Below are 20,489 nucleotides of genomic sequence, written 5' to 3' on the forward strand. Positions count from 1 at the left end.
GAGCCGCGCGTGAAGGCGACGTGAGGCGGAAAGGAAGTCCGGGATTATACCCCGGGAACGCGCATCCGGCGGCCATGGGACGTGTCCGGGCGGCCGGCGGCCGCGTGCTCGCGAATGTGTTCTTCCGATACGACATCTTGTCGACATGCCGATGCTTTAATCGACGCGCAAGTGGGGCAATTCATTCGCCCGGACGCGTCGGCGGCGCTGCGCAACGCGGTGGCACCCCGCGATGTGCGAACACGCCCGCAACGTGAACCGCAAACTCATTCGAACAGGCATGTCATGAACGTCAACCGCTATGGCAGTACCGATCAGACGTCGCATCCGCTGGCTTTGATGCAGCCGCCACCGGGCATGGCCGCCGCACTCACGCGGACGACACCTCGCATCCATTCGCCGGACGAGACGCCGCTCGCGCCGATTGGCAATGCGGCGGCCTGGCTCCCACACGGCGAGCCGGACGGTCGGGCGCCGAGGGTTGGAGGCGGGGTTCAGCCGCTTGAGCGCATCGGCGGCAAAGCGGTGCCGGACAGGCTGGACGATTCGGGTAAGCGGGTCCAGGACAGCAAGGACGGCAAAGGCAATCCGGTTCGCGACACGTGGGACCCGGATGGGCGGCACACTCGCGACAGCGTGGACGCCAACGGTACGCGTATTCACGACACGTGGGACGCGGACGGCAAGCACACTCGCGACAGCTTGGACGCCAACGGTACGCGTATTCACGACACGTGGGACGCGGACGGCAAGCACACTCGCGACAGCGTGGACGCCAACGGCGACCGTATCCGCGACAGTTGGGACGCAGACGGCGAATACATCCACGAGAGTTCAAACGAAAGCGGAAAACACGTTCGCGACAGATGGGATTTGAGCGGCAACCACATACGCGACACGTGGGACGCGAACGGCAACCACATCCGTGACGTCTGGGACGCGAACGGCAAGCACAAACGCATCGTCTGGCACGAAAAGGCCAACAACATACCTCCTTCGATGGACGCCGACGGTCTCACGCCCGGCTCCGCAGGCCACAACGGACGCCCGATGCCTCGACCCGTGGTCGGCGACGCTCCGGCGTCATCGCCGCTCCCGGGCAATGGCGTCGGCAGCGGCGAGCCGTCGGAACCTGTCGGCGGCGGAGAGGGTGGGCAGCCTGCTGAGCCCACAGGCGACGGTGGCGGCCAACCCTCCGCGCCCATCGGCGGCGGCGGTCAACCCTCCGCGCCCATCGGCGGCGGTGGCGGTCAACCCTCCGCGCCCATCGGCGGTGGCGGCGACATCCAGGCGCCCGACAACAACACCGGCCATACCGACTACGATCAACCCTCCCCCGGCTCCGCGCGTACCCCGGCGCTGATCGGACTCACGTCGGAGCAACGCGGGATAGTGACCCGCGCCTATCAACACGTGAAGCGCATGATCGACAGCGCGCTCGACAAGCTCAAATCCGGTCATCCGGACGAAAACTTTTCGCGCTGGTTCGGCAGCCCGACTCAGCGGAATGTGCGGAAAGTCGAACAGGTTCTCACCCACATGCAGCACGCCATGTCGCACGACCAGTTCACGTTCGTTCTCGGTGCGCCGCACGACAACTGGGAACTGGCGCACGTGCAGTCCAATTCGCCTCATCAGATCGACCTGAAGCCACACTTCTTCGATCACGCGTTCGGCAACAACACCCCGGAAGCGACGATCGCGCATGAGTTGAGCCATTTCCCGTACATCGGCAACACAAAGGATCATCTGTATGGTCCCGACGCCGTCGCCAGGCTCGCGGCACGCAACAGCGACATGGCCACCGACAACGCCGAAAACTACGGCATGTTCATTCGCGCGCAGACGACGGCATGAGCCTCGTGAGCGGCACCGGCATTCGCCGCGGCCACGACGGACCACGAAGGACGACGCCGCAATCCGTGCGCCCCCGTCCCCTCGAGATCCGCCCGCCGCGGCCGGGCCTCACGCCGCGCGCGTGGCAGGCGGGCCGGTTTGACTGCTATCATTCGCCCTTTCACCAGATCGGCGCGAGCGGCCTGAGCAGGCCGGGCAGCGCGCCGCATGTCACGCTCAACGGGAATGCGCCGCTTCGGCGTCCTGTCGGCAACTCGAATCAGAACATGGATGTCATCGTCATCGGCGGCGGGATTGCGGGCGTCGCCACCGCTTATCAACTGCGCGCGGCCGGCCATCGGGTATGCGTCGTCGAGCGCCACGCCACGGTCGCGCAAGGCGCAACCTATGGACACGGCGGCACCGTGCTGCCGACCCCGCTCGACGTCTGGTTCGGCCCGACTTTCATGGCCAGCCGTCAAAACGCCAAAAACGGCGTCGTCAACAAGGCCGGTTTCAACGGATCGGCGCGCCAGTTCGTCAAGCAGCTCGCCGAGCTGCAGGAACCCAACGCGTTCGGCCATCAATACGGGCAGCTGCGACCGCTGATCGAGCTGTCGCGCGACACCATGGCGGACATGGAAGCGCGCTTCGGCCTCGAGTTCGAACAGACCAGCGGCGTGCTCTATCTGGTGCGCTCCGAACAGGAATGGGAGCAGATGCGGCCCGCGCGTGGCCTGCTCCAGCTTTTCGAAGTGCCGCACCACGAGCTGACACCCGAACAATGCGCCGCGTTCGAGCACTCCGTGCGCACCGAGCCGCAATTCGCGGGCGGCGTGCTGTTCGACCATGAGCGCACGGCCAATGCCCCACTGTTTACCAAGCTGATCAAGCAGACGCTGGATACGCAGGGCGGCGTGCAATTCATGCTGGGCTGCGAAGTCTCGTCGATCCGCCTGGAAGGCCAGCGCGCCTCGGTGGAACTGGCGCCGCAGCCGGGCGCGACGTCCCGTTCGCGCGAAGTGGATGTGATCCACGCCGACGCGGTGGTCGTGGCGGCCGGCCACGGCAGCCTGCCGCTGCTCGAGCGACTCGGCCTGCGGCTGCCGCTGCATCCGCTGCGCCTGCACACGCTGGTCGCACCGATCGCGCATGAGGAATGCGCACCGCACGTCGCGATCGTGGACGCGGTGAAGCGGATCGCGATCAGCCGGATGAACCATCGGCTGCGGATCGCGGGCGGCGCGGTCTTGCAAAGCGCCGGCCAGATCGACAAGCCGTTGGGCGACGCGGTGACGAAAGAAGCCCTCGCCCTGCTCGGCCAGGCCACGCACGACTGGATTCCGGGCGCCGCGCGAATCTCGGTGGCCTTGCCGTGGGAAGGCGTCAAACTGCTGTCGCCAGACGGCCTGCCGGTGATCGGCAACGCACTGCATCCGCGTCTTTTCGTCAATGTGGGCCACGGCCCCGCCGGCTGGGGACTCGCCTGCGGGTCGGGCAAACTGGTTGCCGACCTGATTTCGGGCGGCACGCCGGACGTCCCCGCGGACACGCTGGCCGCCCTACGCCCGGATCGGTTCAGGTAAATCGCCGGCCCGCCCACGAGCGGGCCGCAAGAGGCGCCCGCCGGGCGTCCATCGGCACTACCATAGCGATTCCCCAAGCTTTTTCGCCCGCCACCGGGCGAACCGCCAAGCCTCGCCATGACAGAAGCCGACAACACGCCGCCCACGCTCATCAGCCCGCATAACCGGGCGCTCCCTTTGCTCACGCTCACCGACCTGCGGATCGCTGAATCCCAGGCGGCGGCGGCCTTGCCGAAACACACGCTCATGTCGCGCGCCGGCAAATCCGCCGCGAGCTTCCTGCTGGAGCAGATCACCCGCGATACCTCGATCGAGAAGTCCAGGCAGAAGGTATGGCTCATCGCCGGGCCGGGCAACAACGGCGGCGATGCGCTGGTTCTCGCGACGGAGCTGCACGAAGCCGGCATCGCCGTCGAACTGTGCATGCCGGTCGAGGTGAAACCGGAAGACGCGCGCTGGGCTCTCGACACGGCCCGCGCGGCCGGCGTCGCGATTACCACCGCACCGCCCGCCTCGCTGGACGGCTACACGTGGCTGGTGGACGGCATGTTCGGCATCGGCCTGACGCGTCCGCTCGAAGGCGTCTTCGCCGCCGTCGCCCGCCAGCTTTCCCAACGGGCGAAAGCGCGGCCGCGCAAAGGCGGCGTGCTGGCGCTCGACGTGCCGAGCGGCCTCGACAGCGACACCGGCACGGTCGTGGGCAACGGTGACGGCGCCGCTGTCCATGCCACCCATACGGTCACCTTCATCGGCGCCAAACCTGGGCTCTTCACGGCGCAAGGGCGTGATCTTGCCGGCGCGGTCACGGTCGCGCCGATCGGCGTCGACACCAGCGGCCGCACGGCCGTGCAACTGAACGCGCCCGAGCTCTTCGCCGCCTTCCTGCCGCCGCGCGATTTCGCGACCAACAAGGGCAGCTTCGGCAGCCTCGCCGTGGTCGGCGGCGACACCGGCATGTGCGGCGCACCGATCCTCGCCTCGCGCGCGGCGCTGTACACCGGCGCGGGCAAGGTGCACGTCGCGTTGCTGGGCGAAGGCGCCCCGCCCTACGATCCGCCGCATCCCGAACTCATGCTGCATGCCATCGACGATCTGCCGCTCGACCAGATGGACGCGCTCGCCGTCGGCTGCGGCATGGGTCATCGCGAACGGGCCACGCGCGTGATGCACGACGTGCTGCAACTCGACGTGCCCAAGCTGTTCGACGCGGACGCGCTGAACCTGATTTCGAAAGACCACGCACTCGCCGCCGACGTCACCGCGCGCGGCGTGCAGGGCGATCCGTGCATCCTCACGCCGCACCCGCTCGAGGCCGCGCGTCTGCTCGGCACCGACGCGCCGGGCGTGCAGCGCGACCGGCTCACCGCCGCGCGCTCGCTCGCCGCGCGCTACGCCGCCGTGGTGGTGCTCAAAGGCACCGGCACCGTCATCGCGGCTCCGGACGGCCGCCTCGCGATCAACCCGACCGGCAACGCCGCGCTCGCGACAGGCGGCACCGGCGACGTGCTCGGCGGCATCATCGGCGCCCTGCTCGCGCAGCATCTGCCGCGCTACGAAGCGGCGCTCGCGGGCGTCTATCTGCACGGCCTCGCCGCCGACACGCTGAGCGCGCAAGGCCAGGGTCCCGCCGGCCTGACGGCCGGCGAACTGGCGCCGATGGTGCGAACCTTGCTGAACCGTTTGTTCTACCCGGCGACGGAGTGCTGAAGCTGGCCGTCCCAACCTATGGATGGACACCCCAAACCGCTGCCGCCCGTCGCGCAACGCCGTTATACTGACTGACTGCGCCGCGCGTCGGAGCCACCCCGGGTTACGGCGAACTTTCACCGCCGCCCTCGGCGAACCCGGCCGCGCGACATCGCTCTAACAGCATCGTTGCATCATCCTCGGCAGCGCTTCACGCGCGCGCCTTTCTTCGTGCCACTTGGTTAGACGGACGCTATGACCCAGAACTCGCTCCCCTCCTGGTCCTCGCTGCAAACGCATTACGAAAAGATTCGCGATGCGCATATGCGCGACTGGTTCGCCCCCGAGAACGATCCCGCCCCTACCCGTGCTGAGCGCTTTGCGTTCGCGGGCGGCGGTCTCGCGGCCGATTTCTCGAAGAACCGCATCACCGACGAGACGCTGAAACTGCTCGTGCAACTCGCGCGCGAAGCCGGTGTCGAGAAACGCCGCGACGCCATGTTCGCGGGTGAGATCGTCAACCCGACAGAAGGCCGCGCCGTGCTGCACACCGCCCTGCGCGCTACAGATCCGAAAGCGCCGTTCTACGCTCAGGTGCAGGCCGAGCGCGCCAAGATGGCGGCGTTCGCCGACCAGGTGCGCAGCGGCGAGTGGAAAGGCTATACCGGCAAACGGATCCGCTATGTCGTGAACATCGGCATCGGCGGCTCGGACCTCGGACCGAAAATGGTCGTGCATGCGCTGCATCATCTGGCCACGCCGGAGATCACCACGCACTTCGTGTCGAACGTCGACGGCGCCGATCTGTACAACGTGATGCAGCAGATCGATCCCGAAGAGACGCTCGCGATCATCGTCTCCAAGACCTTCACCACGCTCGAAACCATGACCAATGCGCGCTCGCTGCGCGACTGGTTCATCGAGAAAGGCTGCCCGGAAAGTGCATTGGCGAAGCACTTCGTCGGCGTGTCGGCCAATCCTTCGGAAGTGGTCAAGTTCGGCATCGCGAAAGAGAACGTCTTCGAGATGTGGGACTGGGTCGGCGGACGTTATTCGCTGTGGTCGGCGGTGGGCCTGTCGATCATGATCGCGATCGGACCGCAGCAGTTCGACGAACTGCTCGCCGGCGCCAACGAGATGGACCAGCATTTCCGCGACGCGCCGCTCGACAAGAATCTGCCGGTGCTACTCGGCATGATCGGCATCTGGTATCGCAACTTCTTCGGCTCGCAAAGCTACCTGGTCGCGCCGTATTCCGAAGCGCTGCATTTCCTGCCCTCGTATCTGCAACAACTCGAGATGGAGAGCAACGGCAAGTCCGCGCGTCTGGACGGCGCGATGGTCGACTATCCGACCGCCGCGGTGACGTGGGGCGAACCGGGCACGAATGGTCAGCACGCTTTCTTCCAGATGCTGCACCAGGGTCCGACAATCGTGCCGATCGACTTCATCGCCGTGCTGACGCCGGAGCATCCGCTCGTCAGCCATCATCCGAAGCTGCTCGCCAATTGCTTTGCGCAAAGCGAAGCGCTGATGCTCGGCCGCACGCTCGAAGAAGCGAAGAAAGTGGCCGGTGCCGACAAGCCTGACCTCGCACCGCACCTGGTGTTTCCGGGCAACCGTCCGACCAGCACGTTGCTGGTCGACGCGCTCACCGCACGTTCGCTCGGCGCATTGATCGCGTTGTACGAGCACAAGGTGCTGGTGCAGGGGACGGTGTGGAACATCAATTCATTCGATCAGTGGGGCGTGGAGTTGGGCAAGATTCTCGGCAAGGTGGTCGAAGCCGACCTGACGTCGCCGAACGTCGATGAGAAGAAGCACGATTCGTCGACGTCCGCATTGATCGCGCGGGCGCGCGCGGCGTTGAAGAAGTAATGGTGAGCGGCGCGGTGGTTCGCGCCGCTGAAGTTACGCTGACGTGAGTGCCGCACTCACCTGTTGACGAGGCGAGCCGGAATGAGAAAGCGGGCCCTGGCGGCCCGCTTTGCTTTTGTCGCGACGTTCGACGTTCGACGCTCGCTCAGGCGAGACGTCCCGCCTCGATCGTCACTGTCGTATCGCAGCGGCGCGCCAGTTCGATGTCATGCGTGACGAGAATCAACGTGGCGCCGTTCGCGCGGTTCATCTCGAACATCAGATCGATCACCGCGTGACCGGTGGCGGCATCGAGACTGCCGGTCGGCTCGTCGGCGAAGAGGATCGCGGGGTGTGTGACGAATGCGCGCGCGAGCGCTACGCGTTGCTGCTCGCCACCCGATAGCAGCTTCGGATAATGACCGGTGCGCTTGCCCAGACCCACCTGCTCGAGCAAACCACGCGCACGCGTCGCGGCCTCGCGTGTGCCGATGCCGCCTTGCAGTTCCAGCGGCAACGTAACGTTCTCGAGCGCCGTCAAATGAGGCATCAGTTGAAACGACTGGAACACGAAGCCGACCGAGCCACTGCGCAATGCGGCGCGCTCGTCTTCGTTCAGCTCACCGAGTTCGCGGCCGAGCAACCGAACCGAGCCCGAACTCGCGCTGTCCAATCCTGCGAGCAAGCCGAGCAGCGTAGACTTGCCCGACCCGGATGCACCGACGATTGCCACACTGCTGCCGGCATCGATAGCAAGATCGATGTCGTCGAGAATCGTCAGTTCGCCCGTTGCATCCTTAACCTTCTTGCATAAACCCCGCACTTCAATGACTGGATCAGTTTTGTTTAGCATGGTGAAGCGTAGGTTGAAAGTGCGTGCCATGACGTCTCGCGCCACGGCGCTGACAACGGCATGCGGCTTTGCCGTGGCCGCCACCCTGTTTTCAATGAGCCTCGCGGCCCGGGCCGCCAATACGCCCGAACCAGCCAAGCCGGTGATCGTCGTGCTCGGCGACAGCATCTCCGCCGAATACGGCCTGCCCCGCGACACGGGCTGGGTTGCCTTGATGCGCCAGCGCCTCACCGACGAGCGAATCGATTATAGCGTCGCCAATGCGAGCATCAGCGGCGACACCACGAGCGGCGGAAGAGCCCGGTTGCCGGCGCTCATGCAACGCCTGAAGCCGAGCATCGTGATCGTCGAACTCGGCGCCAACGACGCATTGCGCGGCGTGCCGCTCTCCACCACCGAAGACAACCTGCGTACGATCATCGAGCAGGCTCAGCAAGGTCACGCGAAGGTCGTGCTGGTGGGCATGTATGTGCCGCCTAATTACGGCCCGGACTACACGCAAAAGTTCCACGGCCTGTACGGCGAACTATCGAAGCAACTGCGTGTGCCGCTCGTGCCGTTCCTGCTCGCCGGCATTGCCGACAAACCGGATATGTTCCAGGCCGATCAGATTCATCCCACCCAGCAGGCACAGCCAGTGCTACTCAACAACGTGTGGCCCGCAGTCAAGCCACTCCTTCGCACAAGTTCGCCGCACTGAAAAGCCTGCTAACAACTTGTTTCCAGAACTTCGGGAACGCGGATCGGTAAGTTCTCTCTGACACTTTCGTAATCCCGTGTAACCCGGCTCGATTTTGAGCGACTTTGAGGAGATAACGTGAAATATTTACCGTTAATCGCTTTGACCGTGGCAATTTCTGCCTGCGCCGCTCAACCGCCCGCTGGCGTACAGTCCGTCGGTGAAAGCCAGCAACCGCCGAAGGCTGTCGCCACCTGCATTGCGCAGAAATGGGCAGACAGCTCGCAACAACAAGTCGTATCGCAAGACACGCTGGCTAACGATCAAGCCATGGATGTCTATGTTCCGGGTCAGCAGCCGCCTAACGGCGCCGCCGCTGTCGTACGTCCGTCGTACACCGGCAAGGGCACGTGGGTCGGCTTCCGCGCGAGTGGCGCTGCGGGCAGTGACGCCACGAGCGCAATCAGCGGCTGCCTGTAACCCCTGCAGCGCGTCGCAGCAAACCGTTTGGCGAGCTTGCACTCGTAAACAAAAAAAGCCCCGCAATTGCGGGGCTTTTTTGTGTCTGCGCGGTGTTACTCGCCGCTCGCCTGGGCATTGCTGCTGTCGAGCGAACCGTAGAACTTCACCTTCGAACGTGCCCGCAGCGCTTCGACGTAGGCCTCTGCTTCGGACTGCGCATCGACTTGCGCGATCTGTTGCTGCGCTGCAGCCAGACGTTGCGGATCAACCGTGTTGCCCGCCACCACCGCGTTCACGCGATAGATTGCATAACCGTCGTCGCCGAGATCCACGCCGACGTAAGCCGGCAATTTTTGCGCGTCCGCCTTGTAGATTGCACTCAATGCGGCCGGCGGCACGCCTTGCGCGTCGTTGCGCGACACTTTCAGCGGCGACGAGAAGCCCGTGGTCGCCTTCGACTTTTCGAACTCGGCCAGTTTGGCCACGCCGTCCTTGTGAGCCGCTTCATCCGACTGAACCGCGATGACCTTCTGACGCACGGCGTCCTTGACGGCGTCGAGCGCCGGCACCGCCGCAGCCTTGTAGTCGGTCACGCGCGCCGCGATCAACGTATTGCCACCGACGTCGATGGCCTGCGTGTTGTTGCGTGCCGTCGTGGCGTCGTTAGCGAACACCGCGGCGAGGAACTTCGCGTTGTTCAGCGGGCTGTCAGGCGCGAGTTTCGGATCTGGCTGCGGCGTGACCGTGGCGGTCTGCAATTGCAGCTTGTACTTGTCGGCGGCCGGCTGCAGGCTCTTGGCTTTTTCATAGACGATCGACGTGAATCCTTCCGAATCATCGGTGAATGCCTTGCTGGCCAACTGCGTCTTCAGGTCTTTCGCGATCTGATCTTTCACTTCGTCGAACGGCTTGGTGACTGCCGGCTTCACGTCCGTCACCTTGACGATGTGATAGCCGAAGTCCGTTTGTACGATGCCGCTGACTTCGTCTTTCTTCAGCGCGAACACGGCGTCGTCGAACGCCTGGCCGCCCGCGATCATGCCGCGGCCGAAGTAACCCAGATCGCCGCCCTTCGTCGCCGAGCCTGGGTCTTGCGAGTTCTGCTGCGCGATCTGCGCGAATTGGTCCGGATGCGCCTTGATCTGTGCGAGCAACTCCTCGGCCTTCTGCCTGGCCTTGGCCTTGTCAGCCGCGCTCGCGTCTTTCGGCGCCGCGATCAGGATGTGGCTCGCACGCACCTGACCGTCGGTGCGGTAGTGCGCGATGTTGTCGTCGTAGTACTTCTTCAGATCGGCATCGCTCGGCTGCACGGCAGCGGCGAGCGTTGCCGGCGACATCACGAGATACTGGATCGTGGCCGTGGCGGGCGTAGCGAACTCGTTGCGATGCGCGTCGTAATACGCTTGCAGTTGCGCGTCGGTGGGCTGCACCTTCGCGGCGTAGTCGCGCGGATGGAACGCAATGCCCTGCACTTCGCGCTGTTGCTCCGCGAGTTCGGTCAGATGCTGCGCAAGCGTCTTCGACGTGAACGCACTGCCTTGAATGCTGGCCGGCAACTGCTGCGTGGCAATACTGTAGCGCACGCGTTCGTCGTACTGGTCGGGCGTCATGCCCTGCATGGCGAGCAACTGCTTGTAGCGGTCGACGTCGATCGTGCCGTCAGGATTCTTCAGCGACGAGATCACCGGATCGCTCATCAGAACACGGCGCACGGCGTCGTCGGATGCGGTCAGATGCAGGCGCTGTGTTTCATCGGCCAGCACGCGTTGCTCGATCAGACCGTCGAGCATCTGAGCGCGGCGTTCCGGCGTGTCGAACGACTTCATATCGAACTGCGCGCCGAGCATCTGACGGGCGCGGTCGAGTTGCTGACGCATCGCGTTGTCGTACTCGGCGCGCGTGATCTTGTGACCGTTGACGCTCGCGACGTTTGCACTTTCGTCAAAGAAGCCGCGAAAGCCCTGAATACCCACAAAACCCAACCCCGGCACAATGACGAGGATGAGCATGAACATCATCAGGCGTTTGTGATTACGGAAAAAATCGAGCATGCGTGAGGAGTGCCAAAAACAGAACGCCCGATCTTACAACAGCGGGCAATAAAAAAGGCGAACCGGAGTTCGCCTTTCGAGGATACTGGCGGAGTGGACGGGACTCGAACCCGCGACCCCCGGCGTGACAGGCCGGTATTCTAACCGACTGAACTACCACTCCTTATGCAGCAACTGCGCTGAAACACTTAAACGAATCTGAAACTGGTGGGTGCTGAGAGGCTCGAACTCCCGACCTACGCCTTGTAAGGGCGCCGCTCTACCAACTGAGCTAAGCACCCGTTTCGCGATTCAGTGCTTCCTTCTTGCTTCCTTCTATCCGCCGCCTGATTTCCGTCAATTGACGTCCCTCAAGCAGCGAGCCCGTTAGTTTAGCGCATCCTTCAGAGCTTTGCCAGGCCTAAATTTGGGGACCTTGGCCGCCTTGATTTTGATGGCAGCGCCGGTGCGCGGATTGCGCCCGGTGCGCGCGGTGCGCTTGCCGACCGCGAAGGTGCCGAAACCGACCAACGTCACCGAACCGCCCTTCTTCAACGTACCTTTGACACCATCGATCACAGCGTCGAGTGCACGGCCTGCCGCTGCCTTCGAAATGTCGGCTTGCTGCGCAACGTGATCGATCAATTCCGTCTTGTTCATCCCAACCCCCGAGAATGTTTATGGCAATCGTGACGGCGCTCTCTTAGCGCCTGGCATCACGCGGCCGGCGGGCAACGCCGGGCGCAATCATTAGAATTGGCCGAAACCCTTGTGTCAAGCGGGGTTGAGCCTGATTTGGGTGGTTTTCGAGGGGGCCTCCTATAACAAAATGTTGCCGCGAATCGATGCACATACAACCAGTCGGCAAGCGCACTGCGGCTTTGCTCAATAGGTGGGAAAACGCGCCTCGCGAGACGCTTGATGGAAGTCGCGCGGCCAATAAAAAACCCGCGGCCGTGACCGCGGGTTTTCTTCAAGCAAACAGCTTCGTTGCTGACTGTCTTAGTGCTTCACGACTTCCGTTGCTGCGGCGTCCTTGCCCGGCTCCGCTGCGACCGGCGCAGCAGGCTTCGGCTCTTCTTCCGGCAACGCCGCCGGCACACGTTCGAGCGCCAGTTCGAGCACCTTGTCGATCCAGCGGACCGGCACGATTTCGATTGCGTTCTTCACGTTGTCCGGAATCTCCGTCAAGTCCTTGACGTTTTCTTCCGGAATCAGCACCAGCTTGATACCGCCGCGATGCGCCGCCAGCAGTTTTTCCTTCAGGCCGCCGATCGGCAGAACTTCGCCACGCAACGTGATTTCGCCCGTCATCGCGACATCGGCGCGCACCGGAATTCCGGTCAACACCGACACCAGCGCGGTCGTCATCGCGATACCGGCGGACGGACCGTCTTTCGGCGTCGCGCCTTCCGGCACGTGAATGTGAATATCCTGCTTCTCGAACGCTTCGTCCTTGACACCGAGACGGCGCGAACGCGAACGAACCACCGAGCGTGCTGCCTCGACCGATTCCTTCATCACGTCGCCGAGCGAACCCGTGCGGATCACATTGCCCTTGCCCGGCATCACCGCGGCTTCAATGGTCAGCAGATCGCCGCCCACTTCCGTCCACGCGAGACCCGTGACCTGGCCAACCTGATTTTCCTTTGCGGCCAGACCGAAGTCGTACTTGCGCACGCCGAGGAACGTATCGAGATTGCTGCCGTCGACCTTCACCGCGCCTTCCGCCTTCTTCAGCAGAAGCATCTTCACGACCTTGCGGCAGATCTTCGAAATTTCACGCTCGAGCGAACGCACGCCCGCTTCACGCGTGTAGTAACGAATGATGTCGCGGATCGCGGTTTCCGTCACATCGACCTCGCCATCCTTGAGGCCGTTGTTCTTCTTCTGCTTGGGCAAAAGATAACGTTGCGCAATGCTGACCTTCTCGTCTTCCGTGTAACCCGACAGACGGATCACTTCCATCCGGTCGAGCAACGGCGGCGGAATGTTCAGCGAGTTCGACGTCGCCACGAACATCACGTCCGAGAGATCGAAGTCGACTTCGACGTAGTGATCGGCGAACGTATGGTTCTGTTCCGGATCGAGCACTTCGAGCAGAGCCGACGACGGATCGCCGCGGAAATCCTGACCCATCTTGTCGACTTCGTCGAGCAGGAAGAGCGGATTGCGCACGCCGACCTTGGTCAGGCTTTGCAGAATCTTGCCGGGCATCGAACCGATATACGTACGACGGTGACCGCGGATCTCGGCTTCGTCGCGCACGCCGCCGAGCGCCATACGCACGAACTTGCGGTTCGTGGCGCGAGCGATCGACTGACCCAGCGACGTCTTACCGACGCCCGGAGGCCCAACGAGGCACAGGATCGGCGCTTTGACCTTGTCGACACGTTGCTGGACCGCGAGATACTCGAGAATGCGTTCCTTCACTTTCTCGAGACCGAAGTGGTCTTCGTCGAGCACGCGTTCCGCATTCGAGAGGTCGTTGTTGACCTTGCTCTTCTTGCGCCACGGCAAGCCGATCAGCGTGTCGATGTAGTTGCGCACGACCGTCGCTTCAGCCGACATCGGCGACATCAGCTTGAGCTTTTTCAGCTCGGCGTCGGCCTTCTTCTTGGCTTCCTTCGGCATGCGGGCAGCCGTGATGCGCTTCTCGAGTTCTTCGAGGTCCGCACCTTCTTCGCCTTCGCCGAGTTCCTTCTGGATTGCCTTGACCTGTTCGTTCAGGTAGTACTCGCGCTGGCTCTTTTCCATCTGGCGTTTCACACGCCCACGGATGCGCTTTTCGACCTGCAGGATGTCGATCTCGGCTTCGAGTTGCGCGAGCAGATGCTCGAGCCGTTCGATGACCGGGAACATTTCGAGGATGTGCTGCTTCTGGTCGAGCTTGAGCGGCAGATGCGCCGCGATCGTGTCGGCCAGACGACCCGCTTCGTCGATACCCGACAGCGACGTCAGGATCTCCGGCGGAATCTTCTTGTTCAGCTTCACATACTGGTCGAACTGCGACACGATCGCGCGGCGCAGCGCTTCAGTTTCAGCGCTGTCGGCGTGGTCGGGTTCGAGCGGCATGACTTCGCACGAGAACTGCGTTTCCTGTTCTTCGATGGAAAGCGTTTTCGCGCGCTGCAAACCTTCGACAAGCACCTTGACGGTGCCATCGGGCAGCTTCAGCATTTGCAGGATGTTGGCAACACACCCTACTTCGTACATGTCCTTTTCGGTCGGCTCATCTTTCGCAGCCGTTTTCTGGGCGACGAGCATGATGTGCTTGCCGCCTTCCATCGCTGCTTCGAGAGCCTTGATCGACTTCGGGCGGCCTACGAAGAGCGGAATCACCATGTGCGGGAAGACGACTACGTCACGCAGCGGGAGCAGCGGGAGCGTAATGCGTTCCGGCGGAAGGAGTTGGGTTCCTGACATTTCATTTCCCCATGAGTGGAATCAGTTCGTTCGATAGGTGAGGCCAGCAGAAAAGATTGCAAGCCTCCGCGTGTGGGAAAAGTTCAGTGACTCCGAAGGTTCAGTGACTCCATAGTGAAAACAACCAGCCTGACCACACGATAAACGAAAAAAGCCGTTCACGTTGCCATGAACGGCTTTTTTTGCAGAACCCGAAAGCCGATCAGTTCGAACCCGCCACTTTGGGCGCGTCTTCGTAGATCAGTAGCGGTTTGCCGTCGCCGTCAATTACGTTGTCGTCGATGATGACCTTGCTAACGCCTTTCATTTGCGGCAGGTCGTACATCACATCAAGCAACGCCTGTTCCAGGATGGAGCGCAGACCACGCGCGCCCGTCTTGCGACGAATTGCCTTACGCGCGACAGCTTGCAACGCGGCCGGGCGAATTTCGAGCTCGACGCGTTCCATATTGAACAGCTTGTGGTACTGCTTCACCAGCGCATTCTTCGGTTCGACGAGAATTTTCATCAACGCGACTTCGTCGAGCTTGCCGAGCGTGGCCACCACCGGCAGACGGCCGATCAGTTCGGGAATGAGACCGAATTTGATCAGATCTTCCGGTTCCACTTCGCGCAGCACTTCGCCGGCGTCGCGGTCCTGCTTGCTCTTCACGCTCGCGCCGAAGCCAATGCCGGTCTTCTCGGTACGATCGACGATGACCTTTTCGAGGCCGTCGAACGCGCCACCGCAAATGAACAGAATGTTGGTGGTGTCGACCTGGATGAAGTCCTGATTCGGGTGCTTACGACCGCCCTGCGGCGGTACCGACGCCATCGTACCCTCGACCAGCTTCAGCAAAGCCTGTTGCACGCCTTCGCCCGATACATCGCGGGTGATCGACGGGTTGTCGGACTTGCGGCTGATCTTATCGATTTCGTCGATGTAGACAATGCCGCGCTGGGCCTTGTCGACTTCGTAATTGCAGTTCTGCAGCAGCTTCTGGATGATGTTCTCGACGTCTTCACCGACATAGCCGGCTTCCGTCAGCGTGGTTGCATCGGCAATCACGAACGGGACGTTCAGAAGGCGCGCGAGCGTCTGCGCGAGCAGCGTCTTGCCGGAACCGGTGGGGCCGATCAGCAGGATGTTGCTCTTGGACAGCTCGATCTCATCCTTCTTGTCGAGATGTTTGAGGCGCTTGTAGTGGTTGTACACCGCGACCGCGAGAATTTTCTTCGCGCGTTCCTGACCGATCACATACTGGTCTAGGATTTCACGGATTTCTTGCGGACTCGGCAGATCGGACTTCGACAAGCCCGCCTCGATACCCGCACCTGCAGCCTCATCACGGATGATTTCGTTGCACAGGTCGATACATTCATCGCAGATGAACACCGACGGGCCCGCAATCAGTTTTTTGACCTCATGCTGGCTCTTGCCGCAAAACGAGCAATACAACAGCTTTTCGCTGTTAGAACCTTTCTTGTCCGCCATAGATGTGTGAGCCTCCGGACACTCGATTACATAATACGCCGTTTGCCCTGGCCTCGCAGTTCGGGCGGGGCCGGGCTTGAGCCAAGATGACGGCGTTTGCCGCAGGCACTCGGACGAAGTTTGATTATTTCACAACCGATCCGGCGACGTTTTTGCCCCATATCGGGGCAAAAACGCACCATTTCAAGGACGCTTGTGCGCCACCTGATCGACGAGGCCGTAAGCTTGCGCGTCGTCGCCGGACATGAAGTTGTCGCGGTCGGTGTCGCGTGCGATACGTTCGACCGGCTGGCCGGTGTGATGCGCGAGCAGATGATTCAGCCGTTCCTTCAAATACAGGATTTCGCGCGCCTGAATTTCGATGTCCGACGCCTGACCGCGCGCGCCGCCGAGCGGCTGGTGAATCATCACGCGCGAATTCGGCAGAGCAAAACGCTTGCCTTTCGCGCCGGCCGCCAGCAGGAATGCGCCCATGCTGGCTGCAAGACCCATGCACAGCGTGGAGACGTCCGGCTTGATGAACTGCATCGTGTCATAAATCGCCATACCCGCGGAAACCGAGCCGCCAGGGCTGTTGATGTAGAAACTGATGTCCTTGTCCGGATTCTCGCTTTCGAGGAACAGCATCTGCGCGACGACGAGATTGGCCGTCTGGTCGTTCACTTCACCGACCAGGAACACGATGCGTTCCTTCAGCAGACGGGAATAGATGTCATACGAGCGCTCGCCCCGGCCGCTCGTTTCCACGACGATCGGCACCAGTCCGAGCGCCTGCGCTTCGAGATCCCGCGACGACTGGGAGGTCAACGTGTCCAGCATTTGAGCGCGAAAGGTCATGCAGTGGATCCTTGTCTGAAATATTCTAAATATTAGATGCTAGACAGGTGTGGTCGACAACCCCGTATTCAAGTGCGCGATCAGTGCATGCGCGCCGTGCAACACGATGCAAAACGCAATACACATTCACAGCACAAAAAAACGGCGTGCGAGCCGTCGCTCCGACAGCCGGCACGCCGTTGCAGCGACGCTTACGCTTGCGCCGTTGCGCTTGCCAGTTCTTCGAAGCTCACTTCCTTGTCCGTCACCTTGGCCTTGCTGAGGACGAAATCGACGACGTTCGCTTCAACGACGTACGCTTCCATTTCAGCAAGACGTTGCTGGTTGGAATAATACCAGCGGACGACTTCCTTCGGGTCTTCATAGCTTTTCGCGAATTCGTCCACTTCGGCACGAATCTGCTCCGGCTTGGCTTGCAGTTCGTTGGCCTTGACCAGCTCGGCCAGCACCAGGCCCAGCTTGACGCGGCGCTCAGCCTGTTCCTTGAACATGGCAGCCGGAATCGGTGCATCTTTGGCGTTCGGCACGCCGCGTTGCTCCAGATCCTGACGCGCCATCGCGACGAGGCGTTCCTGATCCTGTTCGATCAGCGCGTTCGGCACGTCCAGCTCGGAAATCTTCAGCAGCGCGTCCATCACCTGGTTCTTGACGATGGCTTGCGTGCGGCGCTTTGCTTCGCGTTCGAGGTTGTCTTTGATCTCAGCGCGCATCTTGGTCAGATCGCCGTCTTCGATGCCGAGCGACTTCGCGAATTCAGCGTCGATTTCCGGCAGGTGCGGCCACTCGATCTTCTTCATCGTGATCGTGAATTGCGCGGTCTTGCCGGCGACATCCTTGCCGTGATAGTCCTCAGGGAACGCCAGATCGAATTCCTTCGATTCGCCGACCTTCAGGCCCGTGGCTGCCTTTTCGAATTCCGGCAGCATGCGGCCTTCGCCCAGCACGAACGCGAAGTCGTCAGCGCTGCCGCCCTGGAACACTTCACCTTCGATCTTGCCGACGAAGTCGACCGTCACGCGATCGCCTTCTTTCGCTGCCGTGTCGCCGCCGCCGTCACCGTGCTCGCCGGCTTCGCCGCGAGCGTGGAAGTGCACGCGCTGCTTGCGCAGGATGTCCAGCGTGCGGTCGATTTCCGCTTCGCTGATGGTGGTCGTGGTGCGCTCGATTTCAGCCGTGGCGACGTCGCCCAGCTTCACTTCCGGATACACCTCGAACGTCGCGTCGAACGCGTAGTCGCCTTCAGTCGCGTCGGTCTTCGGCGCGAAGCTCGGCTGACCGGCGACGCGCAGGTTTTCAGTGCGGCTGATGTCGAAGAATTCCTTGCCGACCTTGTCGCTCAGCACTTCGGCTTCCACCTGGCCCGAATACTGTTGCGTCACCATCTTGAGCGGCACCTTGCCCGGGCGGAAACCCGGCATGCGCACGTTCTTCGCGAGTTGGCGGATACGCGAGTCCACTTCCTTCTGCACGGCGTCCTTCGGCAGGGAAATCGTTACGCGGCGTTCGAGCTTGCCGAGGTTCTCAACAACGTTAGCCATGGCTTCAATCGTCCTAAAATTATTCGAGCGAATCAGTTATCTTCTCCGTGCCGCTTGCCGATGTCGCGTGATCTCGCGTTTTTGGTCGCGTTTTGATCGCTTCGCATCGATTGCGCGCCTGCGCCGCGGGCTTGCAGGCGGCTGGCAGCACGGTTGGGTCCAAAGAGCCGAATATTTTAGCAAACTATTTGCGCGCCTAGCCGGGATTCGATGAATGGCCGCGTTTTTATCGCGATTTTGCTCGGATTCCGGCCGCTTTCCATGCTGTTTCAGGCCCGTTTGCGCACTGTTCCAGTGCGGCCCGGGTGCCACGTCGCTATTACGCCGCGCCTGTCTGCACGAATTTTTCCCGACGACTTCGCCTCGATCACCCGGCGCAGACAAAAGCAGAAGCACGCGCCGCGTCGGCGCGCGCTGCCGCTGTCAATGCCGGCTATGCCATTCGACATATTCAGTCGGCGCGCCCATGCTGATAAGCTAATGGACGCACTCGGGGCTGTGCCCGCATCTCGACATTTCACCCGCCCTCGCAACGCTTCCAACCATTCAGAGACACCATGCCGAATTCGCCGTCCTCGCCCGTCGTCGTCATTGCTCCCGATTCCTTCAAAGGCTCGCTCAGCGCGGAACAGGTCGCGCAAGCGATCGCGGCGGGCATCAAGCGCGCCCGTCCCGCCGCGGAGGTGCGCATCTGCCCGATGGCCGACGGCGGCGAAGGCACGCTCGACGCCATGCTCACGAGCGGCGGCGAACGCCGCACGCTGAGCGTGCGTGGCGCGGCCGGTCCGGTGCGCGACGCGCTCACGGGGCTGCTCGCCGACGGCAGCGCGATCATCGAAACGGCCGAGGTCGTCGGCATTACGGACCCGGTGGGAATGGGCGTGCCCGTCGAGGCGCGCAGCACACGCGGCATGGGCGAGGCGATTCGCGCGCTGATGGACGCCGGCGTGCGGCGCTTCTTCGTCGCGCTAGGCGGAAGCAGCACGAACGACGGCGGCGCGGGCTTGCTGGCCGGCCTCGGCCTCAAGCTGTTCGACGCCCAGGACAATGAACTCGACGCCACGCCGGAACAACTCGCCCGTCTCGCGCGAGTGGACGTGTCGCAACTCGACGCGCGTCTCGCCGACACGCAGTTCGTCGGCATGTCGGACGTGGACAATCCGCTCACCGGCGATCACGGCGCAACCGCGGTGTTCGGTCCGCAAAAGGGCGTGAAAGCGGAGCAGGTTGCCGCGATCGACGCAGCGCTTGCCCGCTTCGCCGATCTGCTCGAGCCGGCGCTCGGCCGTACGGCGCGCGAACTGCCCGGCGCAGGCGCGGCCGGCGGCCTCGGCTTCGCGCTGCATATGCTCGGCGCGCAGTTCGAACCGGGCGCGGAAACCGTCGCGCGGCAAATCGGACTGGACGCCGCGCTCGAGGGCGCCGACTGGCTGATCACCGGCGAAGGCCGTTCGGACGTGCAGACGCTGCACGGCAAGGCGCCCTTTATCGCCTGCCGTCACGCGCAGGCGGCGGGCGTACCGGCCACGCTCCTTTCTGGCGGCGTCGACTCCGCCGCCTTGCCGCGCCTTGCTGAATACTTCAGCGGATGCTTCTCGCCGGCACCCGGGCCGATCACGCTCGAAGTCGCGATTCGCGACGCGGCGCGCCTGTTGGCGGACGAAGCCGAACAGTTGACGCGCCTGAAATACGGCACGCGTTGACCGGCAAGACGGTTGCGGCAACAATCACAGCGCCGCGACCGCTCACACACTACGGGAAGACCATGAAGGACGCCAAAGCCGGGCTCGAACAGTTCCTGACGTACCGTCTGCATGTCCTCAACAAACTCGCCGAACGCGGCATCAGCGAACGCTATCAGAACAAGCTCGGCGTGACCTTGCCTGAAGCGCGCGTGATTGCGTCGGTGGGATCATTCGGGCCGTTCTCGATCATGGAACTGGCAAGGCATGCCAATCTCGACAAAAGCCAGGCAAGCCGTGCCGCCGAAGCGTTGATCAAGCAGGGACTCGTGAAACGCGAGGCGAGCGCCGAAGACGGCCGCGTCGTGCTGGTGTCGCTGACGCCGGAGGGCCGTGCGCTATATCGCAAGGTGATGCCGATCGCGCGCAAATGGAACGGCGATATGTTCGACTGTCTCGACGAGCAGGAGAGGCTCGCCTTCGGCCACGCGCTCGACAAGATCATCGGCACGATGACAGCGCGCGAGGAGTGATCTGCGGCGC

15 protein-coding genes and 2 tRNA genes are annotated in these 20,489 nt (G+C 62.7%); 8 read left to right on the top strand and 9 right to left on the bottom strand.

The window, feature by feature from the left end; translation table 11 throughout:
• Positions 1-285 precede the first annotated feature (285 nt).
• The 4 genes from PQR32_RS10090 to pgi all read left to right on the top strand — a co-directional run bounded on the left by PQR32_RS10090 (position 286) and on the right by pgi (position 6,986).
• Positions 286-1,857 carry a M35 family metallo-endopeptidase gene (locus tag PQR32_RS10090; RefSeq protein WP_408225269.1) on the top strand — a complete coding sequence of 524 codons (1,572 nt, stop codon included), beginning with the start codon at positions 286-288 and terminating at the stop codon, positions 1,855-1,857.
• Positions 1,858-2,123: 266 nt separating this feature from the next.
• Positions 2,124-3,422 carry an FAD-dependent oxidoreductase gene (locus tag PQR32_RS10095; RefSeq protein ID WP_408225680.1) on the top strand — a complete coding sequence of 433 codons (1,299 nt, stop codon included), beginning with the start codon at positions 2,124-2,126 and terminating at the stop codon, positions 3,420-3,422.
• Positions 3,423-3,539: 117 nt separating this feature from the next.
• Entirely contained in the window at positions 3,540-5,129 is a 1,590-nt protein-coding gene (locus tag PQR32_RS10100; RefSeq protein ID WP_408225272.1) for an NAD(P)H-hydrate dehydratase, read from the top strand.
• Between the two features lie 234 nt (positions 5,130-5,363).
• Positions 5,364-6,986 carry a glucose-6-phosphate isomerase gene (gene pgi, locus PQR32_RS10105; protein ID WP_408225275.1) on the top strand — a complete coding sequence of 541 codons (1,623 nt, stop codon included), beginning with the start codon at positions 5,364-5,366 and terminating at the stop codon, positions 6,984-6,986.
• Positions 6,987-7,131: 145 nt separating this feature from the next.
• On the opposite strand, the gene PQR32_RS10110 is transcribed toward pgi, so the two are convergent.
• Positions 7,132-7,818 carry an ABC transporter ATP-binding protein gene (locus PQR32_RS10110; RefSeq protein WP_134456141.1) on the bottom strand — a complete coding sequence of 229 codons (687 nt, stop codon included), beginning with the start codon at positions 7,816-7,818 and terminating at the stop codon, positions 7,132-7,134.
• 28 nt (positions 7,819-7,846) lie between these two features.
• Between PQR32_RS10110 and PQR32_RS10115 the strand changes: the two genes are divergently transcribed.
• Together PQR32_RS10115 and PQR32_RS10120 are read left to right on the top strand one after the other, a co-directional pair.
• Positions 7,847-8,518 carry an arylesterase gene (locus tag PQR32_RS10115; RefSeq protein ID WP_408225278.1) on the top strand — a complete coding sequence of 224 codons (672 nt, stop codon included), beginning with the start codon at positions 7,847-7,849 and terminating at the stop codon, positions 8,516-8,518.
• 117 nt (positions 8,519-8,635) lie between these two features.
• On the top strand, positions 8,636-8,977 hold the full coding sequence (locus tag PQR32_RS10120) for a hypothetical protein (RefSeq protein WP_408225281.1): 342 nt from the start codon (positions 8,636-8,638) through the stop codon (positions 8,975-8,977).
• 95 nt (positions 8,978-9,072) lie between these two features.
• Here PQR32_RS10120 and PQR32_RS10125 read toward each other — a convergent pair whose 3' ends face one another.
• From PQR32_RS10125 to tig, 8 genes are all read right to left on the bottom strand, one after another.
• On the bottom strand, positions 9,073-11,010 hold the full coding sequence (locus tag PQR32_RS10125; protein WP_408225284.1) for a SurA N-terminal domain-containing protein: 1,938 nt from the start codon (positions 11,008-11,010) through the stop codon (positions 9,073-9,075).
• 86 nt (positions 11,011-11,096) lie between these two features.
• Positions 11,097-11,173 (bottom strand) — tRNA-Asp (locus tag PQR32_RS10130).
• 42 nt (positions 11,174-11,215) lie between these two features.
• A tRNA-Val gene (locus tag PQR32_RS10135) sits at positions 11,216-11,291 on the bottom strand.
• Positions 11,292-11,376: 85 nt separating this feature from the next.
• Positions 11,377-11,649 (bottom strand): HU family DNA-binding protein, encoded by a 273-nt coding sequence (locus tag PQR32_RS10140; protein ID WP_012432917.1) that lies wholly within the window; start codon positions 11,647-11,649, stop codon positions 11,377-11,379.
• Positions 11,650-11,991: 342 nt separating this feature from the next.
• Positions 11,992-14,415, bottom strand: coding sequence for an endopeptidase La (gene lon / locus PQR32_RS10145; RefSeq protein ID WP_095419430.1), 2,424 nt, complete (start codon positions 14,413-14,415; stop codon positions 11,992-11,994).
• Between the two features lie 202 nt (positions 14,416-14,617).
• Positions 14,618-15,889, bottom strand: coding sequence for an ATP-dependent Clp protease ATP-binding subunit ClpX (gene clpX, locus PQR32_RS10150; RefSeq protein WP_007182009.1), 1,272 nt, complete (start codon positions 15,887-15,889; stop codon positions 14,618-14,620).
• Between the two features lie 183 nt (positions 15,890-16,072).
• The gene (gene clpP, locus PQR32_RS10155; RefSeq protein ID WP_007182010.1) at positions 16,073-16,726 is read right to left on the bottom strand and encodes an ATP-dependent Clp endopeptidase proteolytic subunit ClpP; all 654 of its coding nucleotides are present in this window, start codon (positions 16,724-16,726) and stop codon (positions 16,073-16,075) included.
• A 191-nt stretch (positions 16,727-16,917) separates the two neighbouring features.
• The gene (gene tig / locus PQR32_RS10160; protein ID WP_408225288.1) at positions 16,918-18,264 is read right to left on the bottom strand and encodes a trigger factor; all 1,347 of its coding nucleotides are present in this window, start codon (positions 18,262-18,264) and stop codon (positions 16,918-16,920) included.
• 557 nt (positions 18,265-18,821) lie between these two features.
• Between tig and PQR32_RS10165 the strand changes: the two genes are divergently transcribed.
• The gene (locus PQR32_RS10165) at positions 18,822-19,967 is read left to right on the top strand and encodes a glycerate kinase (RefSeq protein WP_408225291.1); all 1,146 of its coding nucleotides are present in this window, start codon (positions 18,822-18,824) and stop codon (positions 19,965-19,967) included.
• Between the two features lie 62 nt (positions 19,968-20,029).
• Positions 20,030-20,479 (top strand): MarR family winged helix-turn-helix transcriptional regulator, encoded by a 450-nt coding sequence (locus tag PQR32_RS10170; RefSeq protein WP_408225294.1) that lies wholly within the window; start codon positions 20,030-20,032, stop codon positions 20,477-20,479.
• Positions 20,480-20,489: the final 10 nt, after the last annotated feature.

This window comes from Paraburkholderia dipogonis (genome assembly GCF_046027395.1).
Taxonomy (GTDB): Bacteria; Pseudomonadota; Gammaproteobacteria; order Burkholderiales; family Burkholderiaceae; genus Paraburkholderia; species Paraburkholderia dipogonis_A.

Coding starts and splice junctions, on each gene's coding strand:
- PQR32_RS10090 (WP_408225269.1), top strand. CDS start 286: ATGAACGTCAACCGCTATGGCAGTACCGATCAGACGTCGCATCCGCTG.
- PQR32_RS10095 (WP_408225680.1), top strand. CDS start 2,124: ATGGATGTCATCGTCATCGGCGGCGGGATTGCGGGCGTCGCCACCGCT.
- PQR32_RS10100 (WP_408225272.1), top strand. CDS start 3,540: ATGACAGAAGCCGACAACACGCCGCCCACGCTCATCAGCCCGCATAAC.
- pgi (WP_408225275.1), top strand. CDS start 5,364: ATGACCCAGAACTCGCTCCCCTCCTGGTCCTCGCTGCAAACGCATTAC.
- PQR32_RS10110 (WP_134456141.1), bottom strand. CDS start 7,818: ATGCTAAACAAAACTGATCCAGTCATTGAAGTGCGGGGTTTATGCAAG.
- PQR32_RS10115 (WP_408225278.1), top strand. CDS start 7,847: ATGACGTCTCGCGCCACGGCGCTGACAACGGCATGCGGCTTTGCCGTG.
- PQR32_RS10125 (WP_408225284.1), bottom strand. CDS start 11,010: ATGCTCGATTTTTTCCGTAATCACAAACGCCTGATGATGTTCATGCTC.
- PQR32_RS10140 (WP_012432917.1), bottom strand. CDS start 11,649: ATGAACAAGACGGAATTGATCGATCACGTTGCGCAGCAAGCCGACATT.
- lon (WP_095419430.1), bottom strand. CDS start 14,415: ATGTCAGGAACCCAACTCCTTCCGCCGGAACGCATTACGCTCCCGCTG.
- clpX (WP_007182009.1), bottom strand. CDS start 15,889: ATGGCGGACAAGAAAGGTTCTAACAGCGAAAAGCTGTTGTATTGCTCG.
- clpP (WP_007182010.1), bottom strand. CDS start 16,726: ATGACCTTTCGCGCTCAAATGCTGGACACGTTGACCTCCCAGTCGTCG.
- tig (WP_408225288.1), bottom strand. CDS start 18,264: ATGGCTAACGTTGTTGAGAACCTCGGCAAGCTCGAACGCCGCGTAACG.
- PQR32_RS10165 (WP_408225291.1), top strand. CDS start 18,822: ATGCCGAATTCGCCGTCCTCGCCCGTCGTCGTCATTGCTCCCGATTCC.
- PQR32_RS10170 (WP_408225294.1), top strand. CDS start 20,030: ATGAAGGACGCCAAAGCCGGGCTCGAACAGTTCCTGACGTACCGTCTG.